This window comes from Myroides profundi (genome assembly GCF_000833025.1).
GTDB lineage: Bacteria > Bacteroidota > Bacteroidia > Flavobacteriales > Flavobacteriaceae > Flavobacterium > Flavobacterium profundi_A.
Genome location: NZ_CP010817.1, coordinates 2,920,850 through 2,942,859, shown reverse-complemented (window position 1 = coordinate 2,942,859; position 22,010 = coordinate 2,920,850). Strand labels below are relative to the sequence as shown.

General features: G+C 34.5%; 20 protein-coding genes. 10 read left to right on the top strand and 10 right to left on the bottom strand.

From position 1 onward, the window contains the following. Positions 1-48: 48 nt before the first annotated feature. A protein-coding gene (prfB, locus tag MPR_RS12995) for a peptide chain release factor 2 (protein ID WP_115660748.1) occupies positions 49-1,147 on the bottom strand; the annotation gives its coding sequence in 2 pieces (ribosomal slippage) (positions 49-1,083 and positions 1,085-1,147; 1,098 coding nt in all). 47 nt (positions 1,148-1,194) lie between these two features. On the opposite strand from prfB, the gene MPR_RS12990 reads away from it, so the two are divergent. Both MPR_RS12990 and MPR_RS12985 read left to right on the top strand, forming a co-directional pair. Beyond that, positions 1,195-2,220 carry a threonine aldolase family protein gene (locus tag MPR_RS12990; protein ID WP_041893218.1) on the top strand — a complete coding sequence of 342 codons (1,026 nt, stop codon included), beginning with the start codon at positions 1,195-1,197 and terminating at the stop codon, positions 2,218-2,220. Between the two features lie 96 nt (positions 2,221-2,316). Beyond that, the gene (locus MPR_RS12985) at positions 2,317-2,628 is read left to right on the top strand and encodes a DUF6787 family protein (protein WP_006258589.1); all 312 of its coding nucleotides are present in this window, start codon (positions 2,317-2,319) and stop codon (positions 2,626-2,628) included. Positions 2,629-2,702: 74 nt separating this feature from the next. On the opposite strand, the gene MPR_RS12980 is transcribed toward MPR_RS12985, so the two are convergent. From MPR_RS12980 to dnaA, 3 genes are all read right to left on the bottom strand, one after another. Next, entirely contained in the window at positions 2,703-3,428 is a 726-nt protein-coding gene (locus MPR_RS12980; RefSeq protein ID WP_025125701.1) for an SAM-dependent methyltransferase, read from the bottom strand. 99 nt (positions 3,429-3,527) lie between these two features. Next, positions 3,528-3,983 (bottom strand): low molecular weight protein-tyrosine-phosphatase, encoded by a 456-nt coding sequence (locus MPR_RS12975; RefSeq protein WP_041893217.1) that lies wholly within the window; start codon positions 3,981-3,983, stop codon positions 3,528-3,530. Then, positions 3,983-5,422, bottom strand: coding sequence for a chromosomal replication initiator protein DnaA (gene dnaA, locus MPR_RS12970; protein WP_006258586.1), 1,440 nt, complete (start codon positions 5,420-5,422; stop codon positions 3,983-3,985). Before dnaA ends, MPR_RS12975 begins: the two co-directional genes overlap by 1 nt. A gap of 187 nt (positions 5,423-5,609) precedes the next feature. On the opposite strand from dnaA, the gene MPR_RS12965 reads away from it, so the two are divergent. Together MPR_RS12965 and MPR_RS12960 are read left to right on the top strand one after the other, a co-directional pair. Continuing rightward, on the top strand, positions 5,610-6,017 hold the full coding sequence (locus MPR_RS12965; RefSeq protein WP_041895503.1) for an acyl-CoA thioesterase: 408 nt from the start codon (positions 5,610-5,612) through the stop codon (positions 6,015-6,017). A 138-nt stretch (positions 6,018-6,155) separates the two neighbouring features. Further along, the gene (locus tag MPR_RS12960) at positions 6,156-6,896 is read left to right on the top strand and encodes a hypothetical protein (protein ID WP_041893216.1); all 741 of its coding nucleotides are present in this window, start codon (positions 6,156-6,158) and stop codon (positions 6,894-6,896) included. Positions 6,897-6,954: 58 nt separating this feature from the next. Here the strand turns inward: MPR_RS12960 and MPR_RS12955 are convergent, their stop codons facing one another. From MPR_RS12955 to ribD, 3 genes are all read right to left on the bottom strand, one after another. Continuing rightward, complete coding sequence (locus tag MPR_RS12955; RefSeq protein WP_041893214.1) at positions 6,955-7,992, bottom strand: alpha/beta hydrolase family protein; 1,038 nt, start codon at positions 7,990-7,992, stop codon at positions 6,955-6,957. 149 nt (positions 7,993-8,141) lie between these two features. Continuing rightward, positions 8,142-8,768: an IMPACT family protein gene (locus tag MPR_RS12950; protein WP_041893213.1), complete on the bottom strand. Its 627-nt coding sequence runs from the start codon at positions 8,766-8,768 to the stop codon at positions 8,142-8,144. Next, the gene (gene ribD / locus MPR_RS12945) at positions 8,768-9,838 is read right to left on the bottom strand and encodes a bifunctional diaminohydroxyphosphoribosylaminopyrimidine deaminase/5-amino-6-(5-phosphoribosylamino)uracil reductase RibD (protein ID WP_041893211.1); all 1,071 of its coding nucleotides are present in this window, start codon (positions 9,836-9,838) and stop codon (positions 8,768-8,770) included. Before ribD ends, MPR_RS12950 begins: the two co-directional genes overlap by 1 nt. 35 nt (positions 9,839-9,873) lie before the next feature. On the opposite strand from ribD, the gene prmC reads away from it, so the two are divergent. Then, positions 9,874-10,716, top strand: a complete 843-nt coding sequence (prmC, locus tag MPR_RS12940) for a peptide chain release factor N(5)-glutamine methyltransferase (RefSeq protein WP_041893210.1) — start codon at positions 9,874-9,876, stop codon at positions 10,714-10,716. 201 nt (positions 10,717-10,917) lie between these two features. On the opposite strand, the gene MPR_RS12935 is transcribed toward prmC, so the two are convergent. From MPR_RS12935 to MPR_RS12925, 3 genes are all read right to left on the bottom strand, one after another. Continuing rightward, positions 10,918-12,129 carry an efflux RND transporter periplasmic adaptor subunit gene (locus MPR_RS12935; RefSeq protein WP_041893208.1) on the bottom strand — a complete coding sequence of 404 codons (1,212 nt, stop codon included), beginning with the start codon at positions 12,127-12,129 and terminating at the stop codon, positions 10,918-10,920. A gap of 10 nt (positions 12,130-12,139) precedes the next feature. After that, complete coding sequence (locus MPR_RS12930; protein WP_041893206.1) at positions 12,140-16,489, bottom strand: CusA/CzcA family heavy metal efflux RND transporter; 4,350 nt, start codon at positions 16,487-16,489, stop codon at positions 12,140-12,142. A 213-nt stretch (positions 16,490-16,702) separates the two neighbouring features. Beyond that, positions 16,703-17,047: a DUF6660 family protein gene (locus MPR_RS12925; RefSeq protein WP_006258575.1), complete on the bottom strand. Its 345-nt coding sequence runs from the start codon at positions 17,045-17,047 to the stop codon at positions 16,703-16,705. Positions 17,048-17,304: 257 nt separating this feature from the next. On the opposite strand from MPR_RS12925, the gene MPR_RS12920 reads away from it, so the two are divergent. The 5 genes from MPR_RS12920 to arsB all read left to right on the top strand — a co-directional run bounded on the left by MPR_RS12920 (position 17,305) and on the right by arsB (position 21,690). Beyond that, positions 17,305-18,705: an NAD-dependent succinate-semialdehyde dehydrogenase gene (locus tag MPR_RS12920; RefSeq protein ID WP_041893204.1), complete on the top strand. Its 1,401-nt coding sequence runs from the start codon at positions 17,305-17,307 to the stop codon at positions 18,703-18,705. Between the two features lie 418 nt (positions 18,706-19,123). Continuing rightward, positions 19,124-19,645 (top strand): transposase, encoded by a 522-nt coding sequence (locus MPR_RS12915; protein WP_041893203.1) that lies wholly within the window; start codon positions 19,124-19,126, stop codon positions 19,643-19,645. A gap of 137 nt (positions 19,646-19,782) precedes the next feature. After that, positions 19,783-20,112, top strand: coding sequence for an ArsR/SmtB family transcription factor (locus tag MPR_RS12910; RefSeq protein WP_041893201.1), 330 nt, complete (start codon positions 19,783-19,785; stop codon positions 20,110-20,112). 65 nt (positions 20,113-20,177) lie between these two features. Then, the gene (locus tag MPR_RS12905; RefSeq protein ID WP_041893199.1) at positions 20,178-20,663 is read left to right on the top strand and encodes a DUF6428 family protein; all 486 of its coding nucleotides are present in this window, start codon (positions 20,178-20,180) and stop codon (positions 20,661-20,663) included. 4 nt (positions 20,664-20,667) lie between these two features. Next, entirely contained in the window at positions 20,668-21,690 is a 1,023-nt protein-coding gene (arsB, locus tag MPR_RS12900; protein ID WP_041895500.1) for an ACR3 family arsenite efflux transporter, read from the top strand. Positions 21,691-22,010 lie beyond the last annotated feature (320 nt).

Sequence of the window (22,010 nt, the reverse complement as noted above, 5' to 3'; positions counted from 1 at the left end):
GTATAGTTTAAAAGATATATAGAGTGGTACAGCAATGTACCACTTTTTTTATTCCTCTTCTTTTTGTCCCATCATCATTAGATATGCTTTTAAGAAGTTGTCAATCTCTCCATTCATTACAGAATCTACATCAGTAGTTTCGAATTGTGTACGGACATCTTTAACTAGTTTATAAGGATGCATCACGTAGTTACGGATTTGTGATCCCCATTCTATTTTCTTCTTATTTGCTTCTATTTCATCACGCATTGCTTGTTTCTTCTTAAGCTCAATTTCATATAATTGAGACTTTAAAAGTTGCATTGCTTTCGTTTTGTTGTCTAACTGAGAACGCGTTTCAGAGTTCTCAATAATAATACCAGTAGGGTGGTGACGTAATCGTACTGCTGTCTCTACTTTATTAACGTTCTGTCCACCTGCACCACTAGATCGCATAGTCTCCCAAGAGATATCTGATGGGCTAATTTCGATTTCGATAGTATCATCTGCTAATGGATAAACATAAACAGATACGAATGAGGTATGACGCTTAGCATTACTGTCAAATGGTGAGATACGCACTAAACGGTGAACTCCGTTTTCGCCTTTTAAGTATCCGAACGCAAACTCTCCATCGAACTCTAAGGTTACTGTTTTTACACCAGCAACTTCCCCTTCTTGGTAGTTTAGCTCTTTTACATTAACGCCGTTCTTCTCTCCCCACATGATGTACATACGCATCAGCATAGCTGCCCAATCGCAACTCTCTGTACCTCCTGCACCTGCCGTAATCTGTAGTACAGCACTCATATTATCTCCTTCGTCAGAAAGCATGTTTTTAAACTCTAGTTCTTCTATGATCTGAAGAGTTTTTTCATACTGTTCTACTACTTCTTCTTCTGTGTATTCACCTTCTGCATAGAATTCTAATAGGATCTTTAATTCCTCTAAATTAGACATAGCAGATTCATAGCCCTCGACCCATTTCTTTTTGGATTTAAGCGCTTTAACGATAACTTCTGCTTCTTTAGGATTATTCCAAAAGTCAGGAGCAAAAGTTTTTTCTTCCTCGTTTGTTATTTCGATAAGCTTCTTATCGATGTCAAAGATACCTCCTTAACGCACCAAGGCGATCAATAATATCCTTCTGTTGTTCTGTGGTTACCATAATTTTTAATACTTTTATAGCACAAAAATACTTATTCCTATCAATTTATGGAAATTAATTTAATCAGTGATACAATCACTAAGCCTACACCTGAAATGTTGAATTACATGATGAAAGCAAGGGTAGGAGATGATGTTTACAAGCAAGATGGAAGTACTAATGAATTAGAAATTGCTGTTGCTGAGTTGTTTGGGATGGAAGCAGCCCTTTTTTTTCCTTCAGGAACAATGGCAAATCAAGTCGCTATAAAATTGCATACTCAACCTGGAGATCATTTAATCTGTGATAAAAGTTCTCATATTAGTATGTTTGAAGGAGGAGGAATAGCAGTACACAGTGGTGTGAGTTGTGCTTTGATAGATGGAGATAGAGGACGTATTACAGCAGAACAAGTCTTAGAAAACTATAATGACCCAAATAATATTCACTTACCAATAACTAAATTAGTATGTATAGAAAATACAACTAATCTAGGCGGTGGAGCTTGTTATGAGCTAAGTGAGATAGAGCGCATTCGAGAGGTGTGTAATGAAAAAGGATTAAAGATGCACTTAGATGGAGCGAGATTGTGGAATGCATTGGTAGCTAAATCACAACATCCAAGTCAGTTCGGTGCTATATTTAATACGATATCAGTGTGTTTCTCTAAAGGACTAGGTGCGCCTGTGGGATCTGTGTTGTTAGGATCGAAAGAAGATATCAAAAAAGCTATTCGCCTGCGTAAATTGATGGGTGGAGGGATGCGTCAGATAGGATATTTAACTTCAGCTGCTTTATTCGCGTTAAAAAACAATGTTGGTCGTTTGCAAAGAGATCATTTTAGAGCGAAGCAAATAGAGATGGTTTTAAACAAGAAAATATGGGTTAAGGAGGTTTTACCTGTTCAGACTAATATCGTCGTTTTTAGACTGCAAGAAATAGCTCAAAACAGAACATTTATAGATAAATTAAAACAAAAGAATATATCTATAAGTGATATGGGAGGTGGATGGCTTCGTATGGTGACTCATTTAGATTATCGCGAAGTAATGCATGAATATGTAATAGAAGCTCTTACTAAACTAGAATTGTAGAGATGGAGTCAAGACGGTGTAAATCGTTTATTTAGTAATATTTATGTTTTTAGATCAAGGAAATTGACTTACCTTTGTTTAGAATTAAATTAAATAATGGAAAAATTAAAACAACGTTGGGGTATTACATCAAATTGGCAAATGGGTGTAATCTTATTAGTTTTTGCAATTACAGGTTCTACAGCAGCTTATATATCGAAACCTATTTTAACTAGCATAGGGTTAGACAGAGCTACAACTAACCCGTTTATATATTGGGTTCTGTATATTGTGCTAATTCTACCTGTTTATAAAGTTATTTTGATTTGTGTGGGTACTATATTTGGACAACATCGTTTTTTTTGGAACTTCGTGATGAAAATGCTGAGAAGAATGGGGTTTGGTTCTTTGGTTCCGAAAGATAAATAAGAAGTTTACCAATTATTATATTTATAAAAAAAAGCTGAAAGTATCTAAAATACTTTCAGCTTTTTTTGTTCTATTTAGTTCTTGTGAATGATAAAGATACAAGGTCTTTTATGTAAGTCTTCTTTTGTGTTTTTCCATTGAGACGCTGGTTTAGTCTGTATAAACTCTGTCTCTAATGTGATATCGCAAGCTACGCAGATAAGGGTGTTAGGATTTAATATCTGTACCATATCTTGTAACAGTTGATTATTTCTATATGGAGTTTCTATAAATAATTGTGATTGGTTTTTCTCTTGAGAAGTTCTCTCTAAAGCTTTAAGAGCACTCTTTTTATCACTTTTATCTATCGGTAGGTATCCATTGAAGGCAAAGCTCTGTCCGTTCATTCCTGAAGCCATAACGGATAATAGGATAGAAGAGGGTCCCACTAAAGGAGTTACTTTAATATTTCTTTTATGAGCTAGGTCTACGATAACTGCTCCAGGGTCAGCGACACCAGGACAACCTGCTTCACTCATTACACCAACGCTTTTTCCTTCTAATAAAGGTTTGATATATTCTTTATATTCACTTACTTCAGTGTGTTTATTCAAAGGAAATAGGATAAGCTCTGATTGTTTCTTTTCAGGGCAAATACTTTTAATAAAACGTCTTGCTGTTTTTTCATTTTCAACTATGAATATGTCAAGCATTTCGATAGCACGTTTCACAGTTTGTGGCAAAACGTCCATAGGATTTGTAGTGTCTCCTAGAGTGATAGGGATTAGGTATAGTGTACCTGTAGGTATATTATTTGTCATTTGTTAAATTTCTCTCAAATAGGGTACAAAGGTAAAGATAAAGTATAGTACAAAAAAGAAAAGGAAGAAAATGACTTTCTTCCTTTTACTTACATATATCTAAGATTTTAAATCTTTGGCTATTACATTACAAACTTCATCTAAAAGATGAAAAACATGTTCAAAACCATCATCTCCTCCAAAATAAGGATCAGGTACTTCTAGGTTTTGACCTGGTGTGTTTTCATTAAGAATTAACTTTATTTTATTTTTAGCTTCTTGACTAGGTGCTAATTTAATTACATTTTCGTAATTAGATTTGTCCATCACATAGATGCGATCAAAATTAGTAAAGTCACTTACTTTAAACTGTCTTGCTCGTTGTGTAGTTAAATCAATATTGTATTTTTTGGCAACAGCTATTGATCGTTTGTCTGGTTGGCTGCCTATATGCCAATCTCCAGTACCAGCTGAATCAACAAAAAAACTTTCTTTAGAAAGCTTTGATTGTAATATTCCTTCTGCTAAAGGCGAACGGCAAATATTGCCTAAACAAACCATCAATACTTTTGTCATTACATACTGAATTTAATATTTATATCATCGTGGAATTTCTTAAACTCCTTATCCGTTTCTAATAAATTATCCACAGTTTTGCAAGCGTGTAATACCGTAGCGTGATCTCTATCTCCTATTTGTGAACCAATAGAAGCTAAAGAAGCTTTAGTGTATTTTTTAGCAAAGAACATCGCTAGTTGTCTAGCTTGAACTATGTTTCTTTTTCTCGTCTTAGAACGTAATGTTTCTGTATCCATTTGGAAATAATCAGAAACAATTTTTTGAATATAATCGATAGAGATTTCTCTCTTCACACTCTTCACAAATTTCTCAACAACTTGTCTTGCTAAGTCAATTGTTACTTCACGCTTATTAAATGAAGATTGAGCGATTAATGAAATGATAGCTCCTTCTAATTCTCTAATATTAGAATTTACATTTTTAGCTACATATTCGATTATTTCTTTTGGCATATCTACTCCATCACGGAATAATATTCCTTCAACAATTTTTACTCTTGTTTCAAAATCTGGGTGTGATATCTCTGCAGATAATCCCCATTTAAAACGAGATAAAAGACGTTGTTCGATATCTTGAATATCTACTGGTGCTTTATCAGAAGTAAGAATTACTTGTTTACCATTTTGGTGTAAATGGTTGAAGATATGGAAAAACACATCTTGTGTACCTGATTTACCTGATAAGAATTGAATATCATCGACGATAAGTACATCTATTAATTGATAGAAGTAGATAAAGTCATTACGTGTATTCTTACGTACAGAGTCGATATACTGTTGAGTAAAGACTTCTGCAGAAATGTACAAGACAGTTTTTTCTGGATAAAGATCTTTAATTTCAACACCGATAGCGTGTGCTAAGTGAGTCTTTCCTAGTCCAACTCCTCCAAAAATAAGAAGTGGGTTAAAAGAAGTACCACCTGGTTTATTCGCAACAGCCATACCGGCAGAACGTGCCAATCTATTTGAATCACCTTCTAAGAAGTTATCAAATGAATAGTTTGAATTTAACTGAGATTCGATTTTTACGTTTCTGATTCCAGGAATTACAAAAGGGTTTTTTAATTCTGGATTCTTGTTTTGAATAGGTACATCTAACTCTTGAGGTTTTACGGGACCTCTTTGTGTACTTGGTAATTGTTCTGTATAAGGTTGTTTGTTTCCAGAAGGAGTTTCCATCTGAATCTTATACAATAACTTTGCTTCAGCTCCTAACTGTTTTGTTAGGGCTACTTTTAGGATTTTTACATAGTGTTCTTCCAACCACTCGTAAAAAAACTTACTAGGCACCTGAATATAAAGAGCATTCTCTGTAAGCTCAATAGCCTTAATAGGCATGAACCATGTCTTGAATGCTTGTTCTTGGATGTTATCCTTTATGAATTCAAGACAATTATTCCATACAGATTCTGCTGTCTTAATTGTATTATCGTGCATTTTAGGTTAGAATTATAAAAACAGTTACTACTTTTGAGGGATTTTCAAGGGGAGAAAATGACCTCTTATTTCAGTGGCAAATATGTGAACAATTTTTGGGATAAAAAAACCTTTTTGTCATTGCAAAGTATAAAATAATTTGTTAAGTATAAGAAAAAAAATAACTCACAAGTTTATTAGAAAGATTATGAAATATTTTGATTATAAGGTTCGCGTACGTTATGCGGAGACAGATAAAATGGGCGTTGTATATCATGGTAATTATGCACAATACTTTGAAATTGGGAGAGTTGAGTGGCTGAGGAACTTAGGTATATCGTATAAAAAAATGGAGGAGCTAGGGGTAATGCTACCTGTGGTGTCTTTGACAATGAATTATAAGAAATCGGCTTTCTATGATGACGATTTAACCATACGTACGATCTTTAAAAAACTGAGTTCGGTGAAGATAGAATTTGATTATGAACTATATAACGAAAAAGGGGATTTATTGACAACAGGTAATTCCGTTTTAGTGTTTGTGAATATGGAAACGGGAAGACCAATGGCTGCACCAGATTATGTTGTTAATAAAATTAATGCAATACAAGAATAGTGTTGATTATTTCGTTGTATAAAACGGATTATTCGATCTCTTTGTTTTATTATTCGATGTTTTAAAAGGTAAAAAAGACAAATTGCGTACAAGAATACTTAAAACAAATATTTATATTTACACAAAAGATTATAAATTATGAAACCAGTATATTGGCTGATGAGCCTAGGTACACTTTTATCAATAGGAACGTATGCACAAGAACCAAAATTATTAGATGGTCGTGTACGTTTATATGATGGAAACGTAGTGCCTGTTACTATTGAAAATAAAAGAAGTAAAGAAGTGACTAAAGCTGATGGGCGTGGTTATTTTATCATGGATGCAGCTATTGGAGATACTATTCGTTTTTCTGATAAAAAGTTAGCCTCTGTTAATTATATTATTGGCAAAGAAGATTTGAAAGCGAGTAGATTCAATGTACTAATGACTAAGAAGGGGCAGTCCTTAGATGAAATTATCATTGTTCGCAAAGATTTTGGTGATGACTTTTTTGAAGGAGTACCTAATAAAAATCTTACAGCGGCAGAGAAACGTTATAAAAAGAACAATACTGTTTTTTCTTCAACATCGAACTATGGAATGGGAATTAGTTTAGATGCTTTAGTTAATATGTTATCTGGGCAAAAGAAAAGAGATAAACAAGCGATTCTATATGAGAAATTAGATATTAAAGTACAGCAGTTTTTAGAGGATTATACTAGAGAAGAACTGTTAGAGGACTTTAAAATACCTCAAGAGCGTTTAGAGGCTTTTCTTTACTATGTAGTAGCTCAGCCTAGTTTTGAAAGAATGAAAGTAGAACGTACAGAAGGTTTTAAACTTTATTTAGCTCAAGAATATATTGACTTTTTAGGTTTTATGGATTTAGAAGAATAATGGTTCTATTGAAGAATTATAGATAATAATAAAAGAGAAACTGAGTAATAATATGCTATTATTCAGTTTTTTTATTGGCTATAAGTATAAAGTTAGAGATGTCAAATAAAGTATTTGTACTATAAGCTTTGCGTCCTTGGAAGACAAATAACCACTTTTTCCATTTAGGCCATTGCGCATCTAATTGATAGTTGAACAACTTTGCATTGAGTAGACCATGTGTACTTCTTGGATATACCTTGATAGTGGTAGTGTCTGATTTTCTTTTAGAAGTATATTGTTGATACAGTTGTGCATTTTTATCAGCAGGTACATTAAGGTCATCACTTCCCCATAAGGCTAATAGAGGACCTTGCATATTTTGTAAATCAACAGAAGCATCTGCTTTGAAATTTCTAGCAATGAATAAGAATCTATCTTTTTCTATTTCTGATTCTTTAATTGTACAATCATTAAAATCAGTGAATAGTTTATAGTCCGCTTGCTGTATGGAATCTGCTTTCTGTTTTATTTCTTGTTCTGAGTATCCTTCTTCTTTTAGGCGTTTCGTTGTGTAGTAATAACCTTGATCCATCCAATTAACAGCTCCTCCGATGATAACAGAGAAGGCAGGCTTAGTAAGGATAGCTGCTTTTGGGATAACCCAGCCTCCTTGAGAGAAACCTAGATATCCAATTCTATTAGGAGAGACCCCTTTATCGTTTACTAGAAAGTCAAACGCATCTTTAGCTTCTACAGCTCTGTCTGTGATTGATTGATTTAACCAATTTCCTTTACTTTTATCAACTCCTTTTTTATCCCAAGTAAACACTGCAATACCTTGGTCAACTAGATGATGTATTAAAGGAAGGTAGCCTGAGTTAGAGGTTTTGTTTTGTGGTCCATCTCCATGAATAAATATAGCTACAGGAGCAGTTTTGAAAAACTCTTTTTTAGGAAGAAATAAAGTTGCAGACAGTTCTTCTCCTTGTGAAGTAAAGATTACTTCCTTTTGTTTAATCGTTGTATCATCAAAATCTTGACTTCCTAAAAAGAAAAAATAAAGAAAAATAACAAGAAAGATAGAGAAGATTGTCGCAAGTATTTTCCAACGCATAGTTATATTTTTACTCAAATATAAGCAGGTACACGAATAGAAAAACAATATATTTAACTCAACAGTATTTTTTCAGTGCTGAAACTACAAAAAAAGAGAAAAGCTAATTGTATCTAAGATAGATCATTGAATCAAGATAAGGAATAAAGCTAGTATGCTTCATCCGTTTCTTCGACAACTTTTACTTCATAAAATGGAACAAAGGCAGCTAGCGCTTGTTCATATTCATTTTTGCGTATAGATAACTCTATTTCACAACTCATTTCCATTTTTTGACTTAGAATGTTTAAGTCTTTTTCTTTGATTACACGCATGACATTGTTCATGTCTTTGTATTCAAAGCGAACTTTAAACTTCTTATCAATGGTTTTCTCTATAATGTCCGCTTCTTCCATGGCCATCTGCGCTGCTGCACGATAGGCAGTGATAAGTCCTCCTACGCCCAGCTTTATACCACCGAAATAACGAACCACTACGATTAGAATATCTGTGACATCATAAGATTGTATTTGTCCATAGATAGGCGCACCAGCAGTATTACTAGGTTCTCCATCATCATTAGCACGATAGTATACCTGTTCTGCTCCAAGTTGAAAAGCATAGCACCAGTGACGTGCATTATAATGCTCTTTCTTGATGCGATCGATGATCTCTTTTACTTCTTCTTCACGTTGAATAGGAAAAGCATAGCCAAAAAACTTACTATTCTTTTCTTTGTACAATACTTCTTCTGTTGGTCTACTTATTGTTTTATATGAATCTAATGCTTCTGCCATTATTTGCGATATACTTTTCTTAATTCGTTGTCTAAAATACGATGTTTTACTACTTTATCAAATCCTGAAAGATGAGGAGCAGGGATGCCTTCTACTATTGGTGTATTTCCAATAAAAACTCTTGCCTCATCCCATAACTCTGCATCAATAAAATGCTGAAGTGTATGAGAACCGCCTTCTACTACAACAGACATAATCTGATGTCTGTATAAAATATCAAGAATCTGTGGTACTAGAGGTTGATTAAAATCTGCATACTCATAGATTAGATTATCAGTAGAGAGTAAGTCTTGTTTAGCCGTTATACAGATCGTTTTGACACTATTATCTTTAATGCTAAAGGAATTATCTATTTTGCCAACTCTATCAATGAATACACGGATAGGGCTTTTGCCGTACCAATCTCTTGTAGTAAGAGAAGGATTATCACTAAGAACTGTCTGTGTACCTACTAAGAAAGCCATTTCTTCACTTCTCCATTGATGTACTAATTGTTTAGAATAGGTATTTGATATCCAGAAAGGTCTATTAGTAGTTCTTTGTATAGGAGCGATAAAGTGATCTATAGACTCAGCCCATTTTAAGATAATATAAGGGCGCTTTTGATTGTGAAATGTAAAAAAGCGCTTGTTACTCTCTTGGCATTCTTTTTCTAACACACCTACTATTACTTCTATTCCTGCATCACGCATTTTTTGGATTCCTCTACCACATACTTTTGCAAAGGGATCTACAGTACCGATAACGACTTTAGGTATCTTCTTTTCGATTACCAAGTCACAGCACGGAGGAGTCTTACCAAAGTGACTACATGGCTCTAGACTGACGTATAAAGTACTCTCTTTTAGTAGTTCTTGATTCTGAACAGATGCTATTGCATTAGGCTCAGCATGAGGACCTCCATAAGGAGAAGTGAAGCCTTCTCCGATAATGCGATTGTTGTGTACTACCACAGCTCCTACAGAAGGATTAGGCATAGCAGCATAAGTTCCTTGTAGTGCTAACTGAATACAGCGAGAAATATATAATTCGTGTCTTTCCAAAATTGATAATAATGTATCTTTGAACAAAATTAAACTAAAACATTTGTTTTTTAAAGAATACTATGCAGATAAAGTACTACCAATCCTGTTTTAAAGAGAGTTTAACTCCTGTTTATGATGCTGTGGAAGCGGAGCAATTATTTTTGATTGCTTTGGAAGAAATAGAAGGGAAGACTAGAATTGATCTAGTCATGAATCCAACGATGCAGACAGATAAGGTAGCAGTATGGGAATCTGTATTAGAAGAATTAAAACAAGAAAAACCAATTCAATATATCTTTGGGCAAGCCTATTTTTATGGATTGATCTTTAAAGTAAATGAATTTACTCTTATTCCGAGAGCAGAAACAGAAGAATTAGTAGAATGGATAATAAATAGTGTCAATCCATCTAAACCTGTTAGGATATTAGACATCGGAACAGGAAGTGGCTGTATAGGGATAACATTAGCAAATGAATTACCTCTAGCTAGAGTTACTTTAATGGATGTTTCTGACAAGGCTTTAGAAGTAGCGAAACAGAATGCAGTAAGTAATGGAGTGGCTGTAGAAACGGTATTACAAGATGTATTACAACTAGAAAATTTGAAGAGTCAGTACGATATTATCGTATCTAATCCTCCTTATGTACGCAACTTAGAAAAAGTAGAAATAAAAAAGAATGTATTAGATTATGAACCTCATTTAGCTCTATTCGTAGAAGATAATGATCCACTGATATTCTATAGAAAAATAGCTCATCTAGCTAATAACAACTTACAAACAGGAGGTATGTTATTCTATGAAATTAATCAATATCTAGGAGAGGAGACTAAAACATTGTTTGAATCCCTTGATTTCACAGCTGTAGAGTTAAGAAAAGATATGGTAGGAAATGATAGAATGATTAAAGCTATTAAGCGATAAGTGAGTAGAGTAATTCGTCATAGAGATAAATGTTTTTTCCTGCAGTAGTAGCTGAATTTATAGAATATTCTATTTCTAGCAACAATACATCACGGGTATTGCACGCAATTCTGATGATTTTATAGCATAGAATCAATTTAATAACGATATATAAATGAATAAAGGCTATCACTAGGATAGCCTTTATTTGTTATAATTAGCTTAATGAGAGTGCCCTCCGCCTCCTTCGTTTTTGATCAAGTGGCTTTGGATATAATAAGCACCAGATAGCACTATCTGACTGTCTTTAGGAATATCTTGTAAGACTGTTACCTGTGAGTACCCTAATTCTGATACTCCCGTTTTGACTTCGATTCTTTGGAAGTGATATGACATACCACTCTCTTCTTTATGAGCTTCTTCAAGAATGAAAATAAACTCACGTCCATCTGCTTTGACAATCGCGTCATTAGGTAGAGCGTCAACTGTTTTCTCTCCGATATGTACTAATGCATTTACATAAAGTCCAGGTATCAGAGTCTCAGGCACATTGTCAATATTAGCATGTACAATTACGGTTTTAGTGCCAGGTTCAAAAGATTTATTGATACTAAAGATAGTAGCAGTTACCTCTGAATTATTGATATTAGTAAAGTTAAAAGAAACCTTTTGTCCTATTTTGATAAAAGGCATATCTTTTTCATACACTAATAAATCTAGGTGAATTCTAGAGTTATCTACAATAGTAAAAAGAGATTGTCCTGCCATAACATTAGTACCTATTTTGACTGGTATAGTAGCTATATTACCAGAGATAGGAGATACTATTCTCAGCGATTTAGAAATAGATCCAGGAGCTGTATTAACTAAACTTAGTCTATTGCTTAAAGATTGATATCTTGCGCGTTCAATATTTAAGTCTGATTTAGTCTTCTGAAAGGTCTTTTCAGAGTTGACATTTTCTGCTCTTAGAGTTTGCTGACGTTTATACTCTAGCTCTAAATATTCTAATGTGTTTTTAGAAACGAGGTATTCCTCTTGCAGCTGAATATACTCAGGACTATCTATAGTTGCTATTGTTTGCCCTTTTTTTACATAGTCTCCTAAATTCACATTGATATTTGTGATTGTACCACTTAAAAAAGAAGATACATCAGCCTGACTTTGCGCAGGAAGCTCAGTATTACCATTAACTCGAATGACATCACTTAAGTTTTTTTGTTGTATTTGTCCAAGCTGAATGTTAGAAGCAGTGTATTGAGCTTGGTTAAGCTCTACCTCTTTATTAGCAGATTCTTCTTTCGCTTCTGTTTTTGTAGTACTCTCCGTTTTTTCGTTTTCGTGATCATGGCCAGAATGGTCTTCTTCAGCATTCTTACAACTAAAGAATAGAATACTTGTAGCTATTGATAAAAATATAATCGACTTTTTCATTTCTCTGATATTATTGGTTTACTAAATAATGTAGGGTATTGTGACTTAGGTTATACTGTAGAATCGCATCTAAGTAATTCATCTGAATTGCTAGTGCTGTTTCTACGGATTGAATGTATTCTACATAAGAGATATCCCCATTATTATAAGATTTCTTAGCGTGGTCTTTGATAAGAGCAGCATTCTTTAAAGCATTTTCTTGATAGTAATCGATTACTTTCTCTTGTGCTTTGATAATGTCAAATTGTTGTTGGACATTTTCTTCTAACTGTTTGTGCAGGTATTCTTTTTGCAATGTAGCTTGTTGTATTTCATACTTCATCGCTTTTACCTTAGCATTTTGACTGCTAAAGAAGATAGGTATAGAAATTCCAACTGTATAACTCGGTACACGCAATTCTTTCCCATAAGTGATAGGTAGTCCATTACTCCCTGTTACAGTTCCTGAATCAGATTTTATATTATAACCTAATGAGAAATCAGGTAAGAAGTTTGCCTTCTCTAGTTTTCTATTTGCTTCTATTGTTTCTATCTCTTTTTCTGCTAGTTGAATAGTATTGTTTAAACTCAAATCAAAGTCAGCGTCTGCCTCATGTTTGTCATACACAATATCCGTGTTCATAGGGATAAAATCTTCCTCTAAGTTTAAAAGAGCTTTAAGTTTAGAAGTTTCGTTGTCTATCCCTGTTTTATTTTGTGTGATAAGTACTCTTAACTCTTGTTCTTTAGCAGAAGCTACATTACTTTCCATGAGTGTTGTTTCACCTGTTTCATAGCGAAGCTTAGCTGATTTAGAAAAATCCTTTAATAAGTCTGCTTGTTCTTTGAGTAGTACTTCTTTTGAAAGTGCATATAATAAGTTTTCCCAAGCTTGTCTTACAGCATACTCCGTAACATTAACAGCTCCTTGTTGTTGGATAACAGCGGTCTCGTAAGCCTTATTTAGAACAGACTTTTTCTTTCCATAGGTAAATGGCGAGAAAGATTGAGAAATAGACAAGGTAATGTCCTTTTTCTCTTTAGTATCTAAATACCCAAAACCTGTTGATATATCTGTTTTAGCTAGATCAAAGTATGTTCCTATCATTTGCTTTTGAGCAATTGTATTATACTCTGCCGCTTTTATTCCTTTATTATTTGCTACGCTTAGTTCTAAAGCCTCTTGTAATGTAAGCTTTTTGGCTTCTTGTGCTTGTGTACCTATTCCCATCAGTAATAATAGAGTAGAGACCACTATAGCTTTATTTTTTTTGCCTATTCCCAATCCTTTTTCTTCATAGTAATAGATAATAGGCAAGACGATTAACGTTAAGATAGTTGCAGAGATTAACCCTCCGATAACTACTGTAGCTAGGGGTTTTTGTACTTCTGCTCCAGCACTAGTACTTAGTGCCATTGGTAAGAAACCTAGAGAAGCTACAGCTGCTGTAAGTAATACAGGGCGTAGACGTATTTTAGTTCCTTCTATAATTCTTTCATATAAATCCATACCTTCTTTTTTAAGTGAGTTAAACTGACCGATTAGTACGATACCATTTAATACAGCGACTCCGAAAAGTGCGATAAACCCAACTCCTGCTGAGATACTAAAAGGCATATCTCTAAGCCATAATGCAGCTACTCCACCGATAGCAGAAAGAGGAATAGCAGTAAAGATCATCAAGGACTGTTTTACTGATTTAAAAGTAAAGTATAGCAACACAAATATTAATGCTAAAGCTACAGGTACAGCTACCATTAATCGGTTTGTTGCTTCCACTAAGTTTTCAAATTGTCCTCCATAAGTGATAAAGTATCCATCAGGCATATCTAGTTTTTTATCTAAGATGGCTTGAATGTCATTTACCACACTTTTTACATCTCGTTCACGAACATTAAATCCTAATACAATACGTCTTTTACCATCTTCTCTACTGATCTGCTGAGGACCGTCTTCAAAGTCGATATTAGCGATTTGTCCTAATGGAATCTGTTGCCCATTCGCTAATGGGATAAACATATTTCTTAGGTTTTCAATATCTTGTCTAGAATTGCTCTCTAAGCGTACGACTAGGTCAAATCTTTTTTCTCCTTCATAAACTACTCCTGCAGTTTCTCCTGCAAAACCAGCTCTTACGACTTGACTGATTTCAGATATCGTAAGCCCATATAGCGCAAGTTTATCTTGATTATACTTAATCGATATCTGTGGTAATCCGCTTACTCTTTCTAGTTTAGTACTAGCTACGCCAGGTACACCTGAGATTAGACCACTTATTTCATCTCCTATACTCGCTAGGCGATCTAGATCATCTCCAAACACTTTAATCGCTACATCACTTCTTACTCCAGTCATTAGTTCATTAAAACGCATTTGGATAGGTTGAGAGAACTCTGTCGTTACTCCCGGTATTTCTTCTAAGGCTTCTTCCATTAGTGAGATAAGTTCCTCTTTGGTTTTAGCTGATGTCCATTCTTTTTTCTCTTTTAAAATAATAATCATATCGGCAGCTTCCATAGGCATAGGATCCGTTGGAATCTCCGCACTACCTATTTTTGAGATGACCATTTTCACCTCAGGGAAGCGCTCCATTAGAATCTGTTCTGCTTTAGTCGTAGTCTCTATTTCTTGGGATAGCGAACTACCAGAAGAGATAATAATATGTGTAGCTAAATCCCCTTCGTCTAGAGTAGGAATAAACTCACCTCCCATACGACCAAAGACAAATAAAGCAATGGCAAATAATCCAAAAGCAATAGCTAGAACGATTCTTTTTATTTTAAAAGCACCTTCTAATAGAGGTTTATACCAACTATATAGTTTGTCAATAATCTTATCACTAAAGTTTGGTTTTTCTTTTCCTGCTTTCTTCGATAAGAATAACGAAGAGGCCATAGGTACATAAGTAAGCGAAAGAATGAAAGCTCCTAGAATAGCAAATGACACCGTCATCGCCATAGGGCCAAACATTTTTCCTTCGATGCCTGTTAAAGCTAGAATAGGCAAGTACACGATTAGGATAATAATTTCTCCAAACGAAGCACTTGTTCTTATTTTAGACGAAGCAGTATATACTTCAGTGTTCATTTCGTCTTGGGTGAGCACTCTATTTTTACCTGCATGGAGTCGATGTACTATGGCTTCTACAATAATAACAGCTCCATCGACTATTAATCCGAAATCAATCGCTCCTAAACTCATTAAGTTACCACTTACACCGAATAACTTCATCATAGAGATAGCGAATAATAAGGCTAGAGGTATTACAGAAGCAACGATTAGGCCTGCTCTCCAGTTTCCTAAAAGCAATACTAGTACAAATACGACAATCAGAGCACCTTCGATAAGGTTAGTTTGAATGGTACTAACTGTTTTGTCGATTAATTTAGTTCTATCTATAAAAGGTTCTATTGCTACCCCTTCAGGCAGTGTTTTTTCTATTTGAGTGATTCTTTCTTTTACCGCTTTGACCACTTCTTGTGTATTGGCATCTTTCAGCATCATCACCATACCACTCACATCTTCACCTTTTCCATCTTTAGTCACAGCACCATATCGAATACTGCTCCCGATGCGTACTTCTGCTACATCGCGTACTAATACAGGAGTACCGTTGTTAGACTTCACTACGATTCGCTCTATGTCTTCTATGCTTTTTACCATTCCTACACTTCGGATGAAGTAAGCATAAGGTTTTTTGTCAATATAAGCCCCTCCAGTATTCTCGTTATTGGCTTCTAGTGCGTTAAATATCTCAAGGATAGAGGTGTTCATACTGTTAAGCAAGTCAGGTTTTACTGCTATTTCGTATTGCTTTAATTGACCTCCTAGGGTGTTTACTTCAGCCACTCCTTTTACACCTACCAGTTGCGGTTTGATAATCCAGTCTTGTATAGTACGTAGATCCATACTATTGTATCTTTCTTCATAGCCATCTTTAGGGTAGACTACATATTGGTATATTTCGCCTAGTCCTGTACTCACAGGAGCTAGCTCCGGTGTTCCTACTCCTTTAGGAATGACTTCTTCAGCAGTTTTTAGTTTTTCTGATATTTGATTACGAGCCCAGTATATATCTGTATCTTCTGTAAATACTACAGTGATCACACTTAGTCCAAACCTACTGATAGAGCGAAGTTCCTTTATATTAGGAATAGGCTTTACAGCCTGCTCGATAGGATAGGTGATGAATTGTTCCACTTCTTGTGTTGCTAGTGTAGGAGAACTAGTGATAATTTGAACTTGATTATTGGTTATATCAGGTTGAGTATCCATTGGTAAATTAAGTAGAGAATAAGTCCCAAGCGTGATTAACCCTAGAACAAATAGTCCAATAATAAACTTGTTGCGGATACTAAAATGTATGATTTTATCTAACATAGTAGTAATAGTCTTAAAAATGATTTGTGATGTGTTGTATGGGCTAAGTAACGCGCCATAACAAGAGTTAACTTTATGATTCTATAAGCCTGTATAGGATAACTACAATCTTGTTCTCTGTTAGAATATGCCTACAGAAATAAGTAGCTCTAAAGGTTCATTGAACAATATTATAGCTCAATGAATAGATAGAAATAAAAAGTTAAAAGGGTATTAAGCAACTATCTTAGGTGGTTGCCAAATAGGGTACTCCATTCTAATCACAGCATCTTTGTGATATGAAGGGATTTTGTGGTTGTGTTTTACAGAAGAAAGGTCTATTACATTAATGACTTCTGCCACAGTTAAAGAAACTGCACAACAAGAACAACTACACAATGGAGAGCACACATCTAAGTGGTCTATATCAGAGTCAGCCTGTTGTAAAGAAGTTAAGTGTATAGATTCTGTACTTTGAGTAATATTCAAATCAACATAACTATCCGCACAAGGATAGAAACTTATCGCTAGAAAAACTAACGAAAGAAATAAGTTTAATATGTTGTTGAATTGTTTCATAAGGCAAATATAGTAGAAAGAGATGAGATGATAAAACATAGACTATGTCTTTGCAACAGTGTTGCATAGCCAAATATGAAAAACAATAGACTCGTACTATTGTTTTTTATAGTACAATAGATCTTGTTCTTATGAGATCCTTGTGTTATTCAGACTCGTATTTGTTATATTTTCTTCACTCATAGGGATTTAACATAAGTTTTTAAGTGTTTCATTTTCAATTAAGTAAATTAGTAGGGACTTAAAAAAATATAATTATGAGTACACAGATAAAATCAAGTATTAAGACAATCAACCCAACTACGGGAAAAGAAGAAAAAGTATATCCAGTGATGTCACCTGAAGAAATAGATAGAATCTTAGCTAAAGCGGATAAGACCTTTCTGACATGGGGCAAGACTACGATAAAAGAAAGAGCAGCTATTATTCATAAAGTAGCAGAAACTTTCAGAGCACGTAAGGAAGAGCTAGGAGCTTTAATCACTCGTGAGATGGGTAAACTACACAGTGAAGGAATAGGAGAAGTGCTATTATGTGCGGATATCTTTGACTTCTATGCTACTAATGCAGAAACCTTATTAGCAGATGAAAAGATAAAAACGCCTCATGGAGAAGCATTTATCAGTAAAGAACCCATAGGTACTATTCTTAGTGTACAGCCATGGAACTTCCCATTCTATCAGATTACTCGTTCTGCTGCTCCTAATCTTATGGCAGGGAATACGATGGTGTTAAAACATGCTTCTAATATTCCTCAGTGTGCAGAGATTATGGAGGTGATTTTTAAAGAATGTGGTCTACCTGATGGGGTATACACTAATCTATTTGTACCAGGAACATCTATAGAAGCAATTATCGGTGATCCTAGAGTGAAAGCTGTAGCATTTACAGGAAGTGAGCCAGCAGGATCAAGTGTAGCTGCCGCAGCAGGTAAATATATTAAGAAAACGACACTAGAGTTAGGAGGTAGTGATGCTTTCGTCGTACTAGATGATGCAGATCTTAAGAAAGCAATTAAGGGTGCTGTAGAAGGTCGACTATGGAATGCTGGTCAAGTATGTGTATCGCCTAAACGTCTTATAGTAGATAAGAAATTAGCTAAGGCGTTTATTGAGGGAGTAACTGAACAAGTAAAGCAAACAAAAGTAGGGGATCCTATGTCAGCTGATACTCAGTTAGCACCTCTAAGTAGTGAGAAAGCTAGAGAAGATGTATTAAAACAAGTGAAGAAAGCTGTAGAACAAGGCGCTAAGTTAGTCTATGGCGGGAATAAACTAGGCAGAGAGGGATGGTTTATGGAACCAACTATTCTAACAGGTATCAAAAAAGGGATGGATGCCTATAGCGAAGAAATCTTCGGTCCTGTATTCATGATTTATGAAGTAGAGAACGAGGCAGAGGCTATCGCATTAGCTAATGATACAGATTATGGATTAGGCGGTAGTGTATTCACAGAGAATAAAGAAAGAGGAGTGAAGGTCGCTCGTCAGATTGCTACCGGAATGGTGTATATCAACCATGTGACAGGTATCTCACCAGAATTACCTTTTGGTGGTACGAAGAAGTCAGGGTATGGTAGAGAACAAGCGAAATACGGTATCCATGAATTCGTCAATGAGAAATTGATCAGAGTAACTGATATAGATAAAGCTTATTAGTAGTAATAAGTACTTTTAATTGTTTAAGTGGAGGGTGTTCTTTATAGAACATCCTCTTTTTGTTTTTATATTCATTGGTTAATGAATTTTATATGACAAAGAATGTTCTGTAGAGGCACAATACGTTGTGTCTAACGTGTAGTGTGTATATAAGTAATGTTCTGTAGAGACGCAATACATTGCGTCTACTGTATAGTATGTCCATCAACTTCTGTAGAGAGGTACAATACATTGTATCTAACGTGTAGTGTGTATATAAGTAATGTTCTGTAGAGACGCAATACATTGCGTCTACCGTATAGTATGTCCATCAACTTGTTCTGTAGAGGTGAGTATTGTGTCTAAAAACCCTGTATTTAAATAAATTCCATAGTAATAGGAATGCTTTTTGTAGACATAAATTAAACCTAAAAAGATAATGGATAAAAACAATAAAATATATAGAAGCCCTTCTAATAGGGCTCAATGGTGGGATTACAGTAATAATGGTACTTATTTTATTACGATATGTACGAAAAATAGAATTAATTACTTTGGAACAATTCTACAAGGAGAAACAATCTTAAACTCATTAGGACAAAGCGTCCTAAGATGTTGGAATGATATTCCTATTTATCATCCTTATGTTATTCTTGATACCTTTATTATAATGCCTAATCATATACATGGTATTCTACATATCAACAACATCAACACATTTGATAACAACTGTGCACTAAAAAAAGAATGTAAAGTTACTTCTAGCAGTTTAGGCTCTATAGTAAGAGGATTTAAAGTAGGAGTTAAAAAAGAAGCTTACAGACTAAATATTCCTTTTTTCTGGCAACCAAGATATCATGATCATATTATACGAACCGCTGAATCTTATATAAAGATTGCTAATTATATTATAATGAACCCAATAACTTGGGAACAAGATAAATTCTATAATGATCTATAAAAAATGTTGGCGACCATACTGGGTGTTAGACGCAAAGTATTGCGTCTCTACCTTATATCATTCGTGTAATTATCCCTCATTTTCTTTGTTATTTCAATAATGTATCGTAATATTGCGATGTATTAAATGGACAGATTATGGGAATTACAAAAGCAGAATTGTTTAGCGAGAAAAAGAATCGATTAGCGAGTATGTTTAAAGTATTAGCGCATCCAGCTAGATTAGCTATTCTTCAATACATCATTAATCAGAAAGCCTGTATCTGTAATGACTTAGTAGAAGAATTAGGTCTTGCACAAGCAACTATATCTCAACATCTGAAAGAGTTAAAAAACAGTGGTCTTATTAAGGGAAGTATAGAAGGGAAGTCTGTCTGTTATTGTATAGATGATAATGTATGGAATGAATTTGCTCAAGAATTTGGGTTATTCTTTGCACAATCTATTCAAAACAACGAATGCTGCTAAGGCATTTTTTTAAACTAACGTATCGTAATATTACGATATATTAATGAGTATTAAAATTTAGAAATATGAAATTATCAGAAGTAAAACAAGTGTTAGCAACCATGCAAGACGTGGTATTTAAATTAGAAGACGGTAATAGTGTGCCCTCGCATTTTCATATTACAGAAGTAGGTCAGATTGATAAAAACTTTATTGACTGTGGAGGTACTGTACGAAAAGAGCAGAAAGTGAGTTTCCAGTTGTGGTTAGCAGATGATTACGATCATCAACTGAAAGCTGAGAAGCTATTGCAGATTATTAATTTGTCTGAGCGTTTATTACAGATTCAAGATGCTGAAGTAGAGGTAGAATACCAACAGGCTACTATAGGTAAGTATAATCTTGGTTTTGATACAACTAATAAGCACTTTGTATTACAAAATACCTTGACAGCGTGTTTAGCAGAAGATGCATGTGGTATACCTGTATCTAAACCTAAAGTAGCTCTGTCTTCTTTAAAAGTAGAATCTTGTTGTTCACCTAGTAGCGGTTGTTGTTCGGATGAGAAATAAAAGGATGAAATTTTTAGATCGCTACCTTACCCTTTGGATATTTTTGGCCATGATATTAGGTGTTGGCGTCGGTTATTTCTTTCCCCGCATTCAAGATCTTATGGCATCGGTGTCTATTGGGAGTACGAATATCCCTCTAGCGATAGGGTTGATTGTGATGATGTATCCTCCATTAGCTAAGGTGGATTATAACTTATTACCAAAAGTGTTTGAAGATAAAAAGGCATTGACTTCATCCTTACTACTGAATTGGGTGATTGGCCCTGTTCTTATGTTTGTGTTGGCTATTATTTTCTTGAGGGATCAACCTGACTATATGATAGGAGTGATTCTAATCGGATTGGCTAGATGTATAGCGATGGTTTTGGTTTGGAATGATTTGGCAAAAGGAAATAAAGAATATGCTGCTATGTTAGTAGCTCTGAATAGTGTATTTCAAGTACTTTTTTACAGTGTATATGTATGGCTTTTTATTAATGTACTACCTGCCAAATTAGGTTTGGCTGCTTATGATGTACATATAGAGATAAGTGAAGTGATACAGAGTGTCTTGATTTACTTAGGAATTCCATTTTTAGCAGGCTTCTTAAGTCGAAAATACTTGGTGAAATACAAAGGAGAGCAGTGGTATAATCACAGGTTTATTCCACGTATATCACCTTTTACCTTGTATGCTTTATTGTTTACGATACTGTTGATGTTCTCTTTTAAAGGACAGCAAGTTGTAGAATTACCGATGGAAGTGATACAAGTAGGTATTCCTTTAGTCATTTATTTTGTATTGATGTTTGTCATCAGTTTTTGGCTGAACTATCGTATGAAATTACCTTATGATCACAATGCTGCTATCGCTTTCACTGCTTCTGGAAACAACTTTGAATTAGCTATTGCCATTGCTATTGCAGTCTTTGGAATACATTCTCCCCAAGCATTTGTGGGAGTGATAGGACCTTTGGTAGAAGTACCTGTTTTAATTGCTCTAGTGAGATTAAGCTTGTATTGGCAAAAGAAATATTATCAAAAATAAATATAGATAGAGACGTAGTTCACCACAGAACTGCGTCTTTTTGTTATAGTATCTATTCGAGAAAACTACCTGTACTTTTTTTGTTTTCTCTCTTCTTTTTACTGTTTTTTAATGGTAAATAGCTTTTTTTACCCTTCTTTTTTTAGTTAAAGCAGTTATTTTGACCTTTATACGACCAATATTTTAAAAAAAGCTATCATTTTTTTTGCATGGTGTTTTGTGTTAAGTTGTTGATTATCATTATTTTGTTTGTTTTTAGCTGTTTTTTGTACTTTACTCATACCTGCTTTAACCCTAGTAAATACGAGGCATGTAGCAAA

Coding starts and splice junctions, on each gene's coding strand:
- MPR_RS12990 (WP_041893218.1), top strand. CDS start 1,195: ATGGAAATTAATTTAATCAGTGATACAATCACTAAGCCTACACCTGAA.
- MPR_RS12985 (WP_006258589.1), top strand. CDS start 2,317: ATGGAAAAATTAAAACAACGTTGGGGTATTACATCAAATTGGCAAATG.
- MPR_RS12980 (WP_025125701.1), bottom strand. CDS start 3,428: ATGACAAATAATATACCTACAGGTACACTATACCTAATCCCTATCACT.
- MPR_RS12975 (WP_041893217.1), bottom strand. CDS start 3,983: ATGACAAAAGTATTGATGGTTTGTTTAGGCAATATTTGCCGTTCGCCT.
- dnaA (WP_006258586.1), bottom strand. CDS start 5,422: ATGCACGATAATACAATTAAGACAGCAGAATCTGTATGGAATAATTGT.
- MPR_RS12965 (WP_041895503.1), top strand. CDS start 5,610: ATGAAATATTTTGATTATAAGGTTCGCGTACGTTATGCGGAGACAGAT.
- MPR_RS12960 (WP_041893216.1), top strand. CDS start 6,156: ATGAAACCAGTATATTGGCTGATGAGCCTAGGTACACTTTTATCAATA.
- MPR_RS12955 (WP_041893214.1), bottom strand. CDS start 7,992: ATGCGTTGGAAAATACTTGCGACAATCTTCTCTATCTTTCTTGTTATT.
- MPR_RS12950 (WP_041893213.1), bottom strand. CDS start 8,768: ATGGCAGAAGCATTAGATTCATATAAAACAATAAGTAGACCAACAGAA.
- prmC (WP_041893210.1), top strand. CDS start 9,874: ATGCAGATAAAGTACTACCAATCCTGTTTTAAAGAGAGTTTAACTCCT.
- MPR_RS12935 (WP_041893208.1), bottom strand. CDS start 12,129: ATGAAAAAGTCGATTATATTTTTATCAATAGCTACAAGTATTCTATTC.
- MPR_RS12930 (WP_041893206.1), bottom strand. CDS start 16,489: ATGTTAGATAAAATCATACATTTTAGTATCCGCAACAAGTTTATTATT.
- MPR_RS12925 (WP_006258575.1), bottom strand. CDS start 17,047: ATGAAACAATTCAACAACATATTAAACTTATTTCTTTCGTTAGTTTTT.
- MPR_RS12920 (WP_041893204.1), top strand. CDS start 17,305: ATGAGTACACAGATAAAATCAAGTATTAAGACAATCAACCCAACTACG.
- MPR_RS12915 (WP_041893203.1), top strand. CDS start 19,124: ATGGATAAAAACAATAAAATATATAGAAGCCCTTCTAATAGGGCTCAA.
- MPR_RS12910 (WP_041893201.1), top strand. CDS start 19,783: ATGGGAATTACAAAAGCAGAATTGTTTAGCGAGAAAAAGAATCGATTA.
- MPR_RS12905 (WP_041893199.1), top strand. CDS start 20,178: ATGAAATTATCAGAAGTAAAACAAGTGTTAGCAACCATGCAAGACGTG.
- arsB (WP_041895500.1), top strand. CDS start 20,668: ATGAAATTTTTAGATCGCTACCTTACCCTTTGGATATTTTTGGCCATG.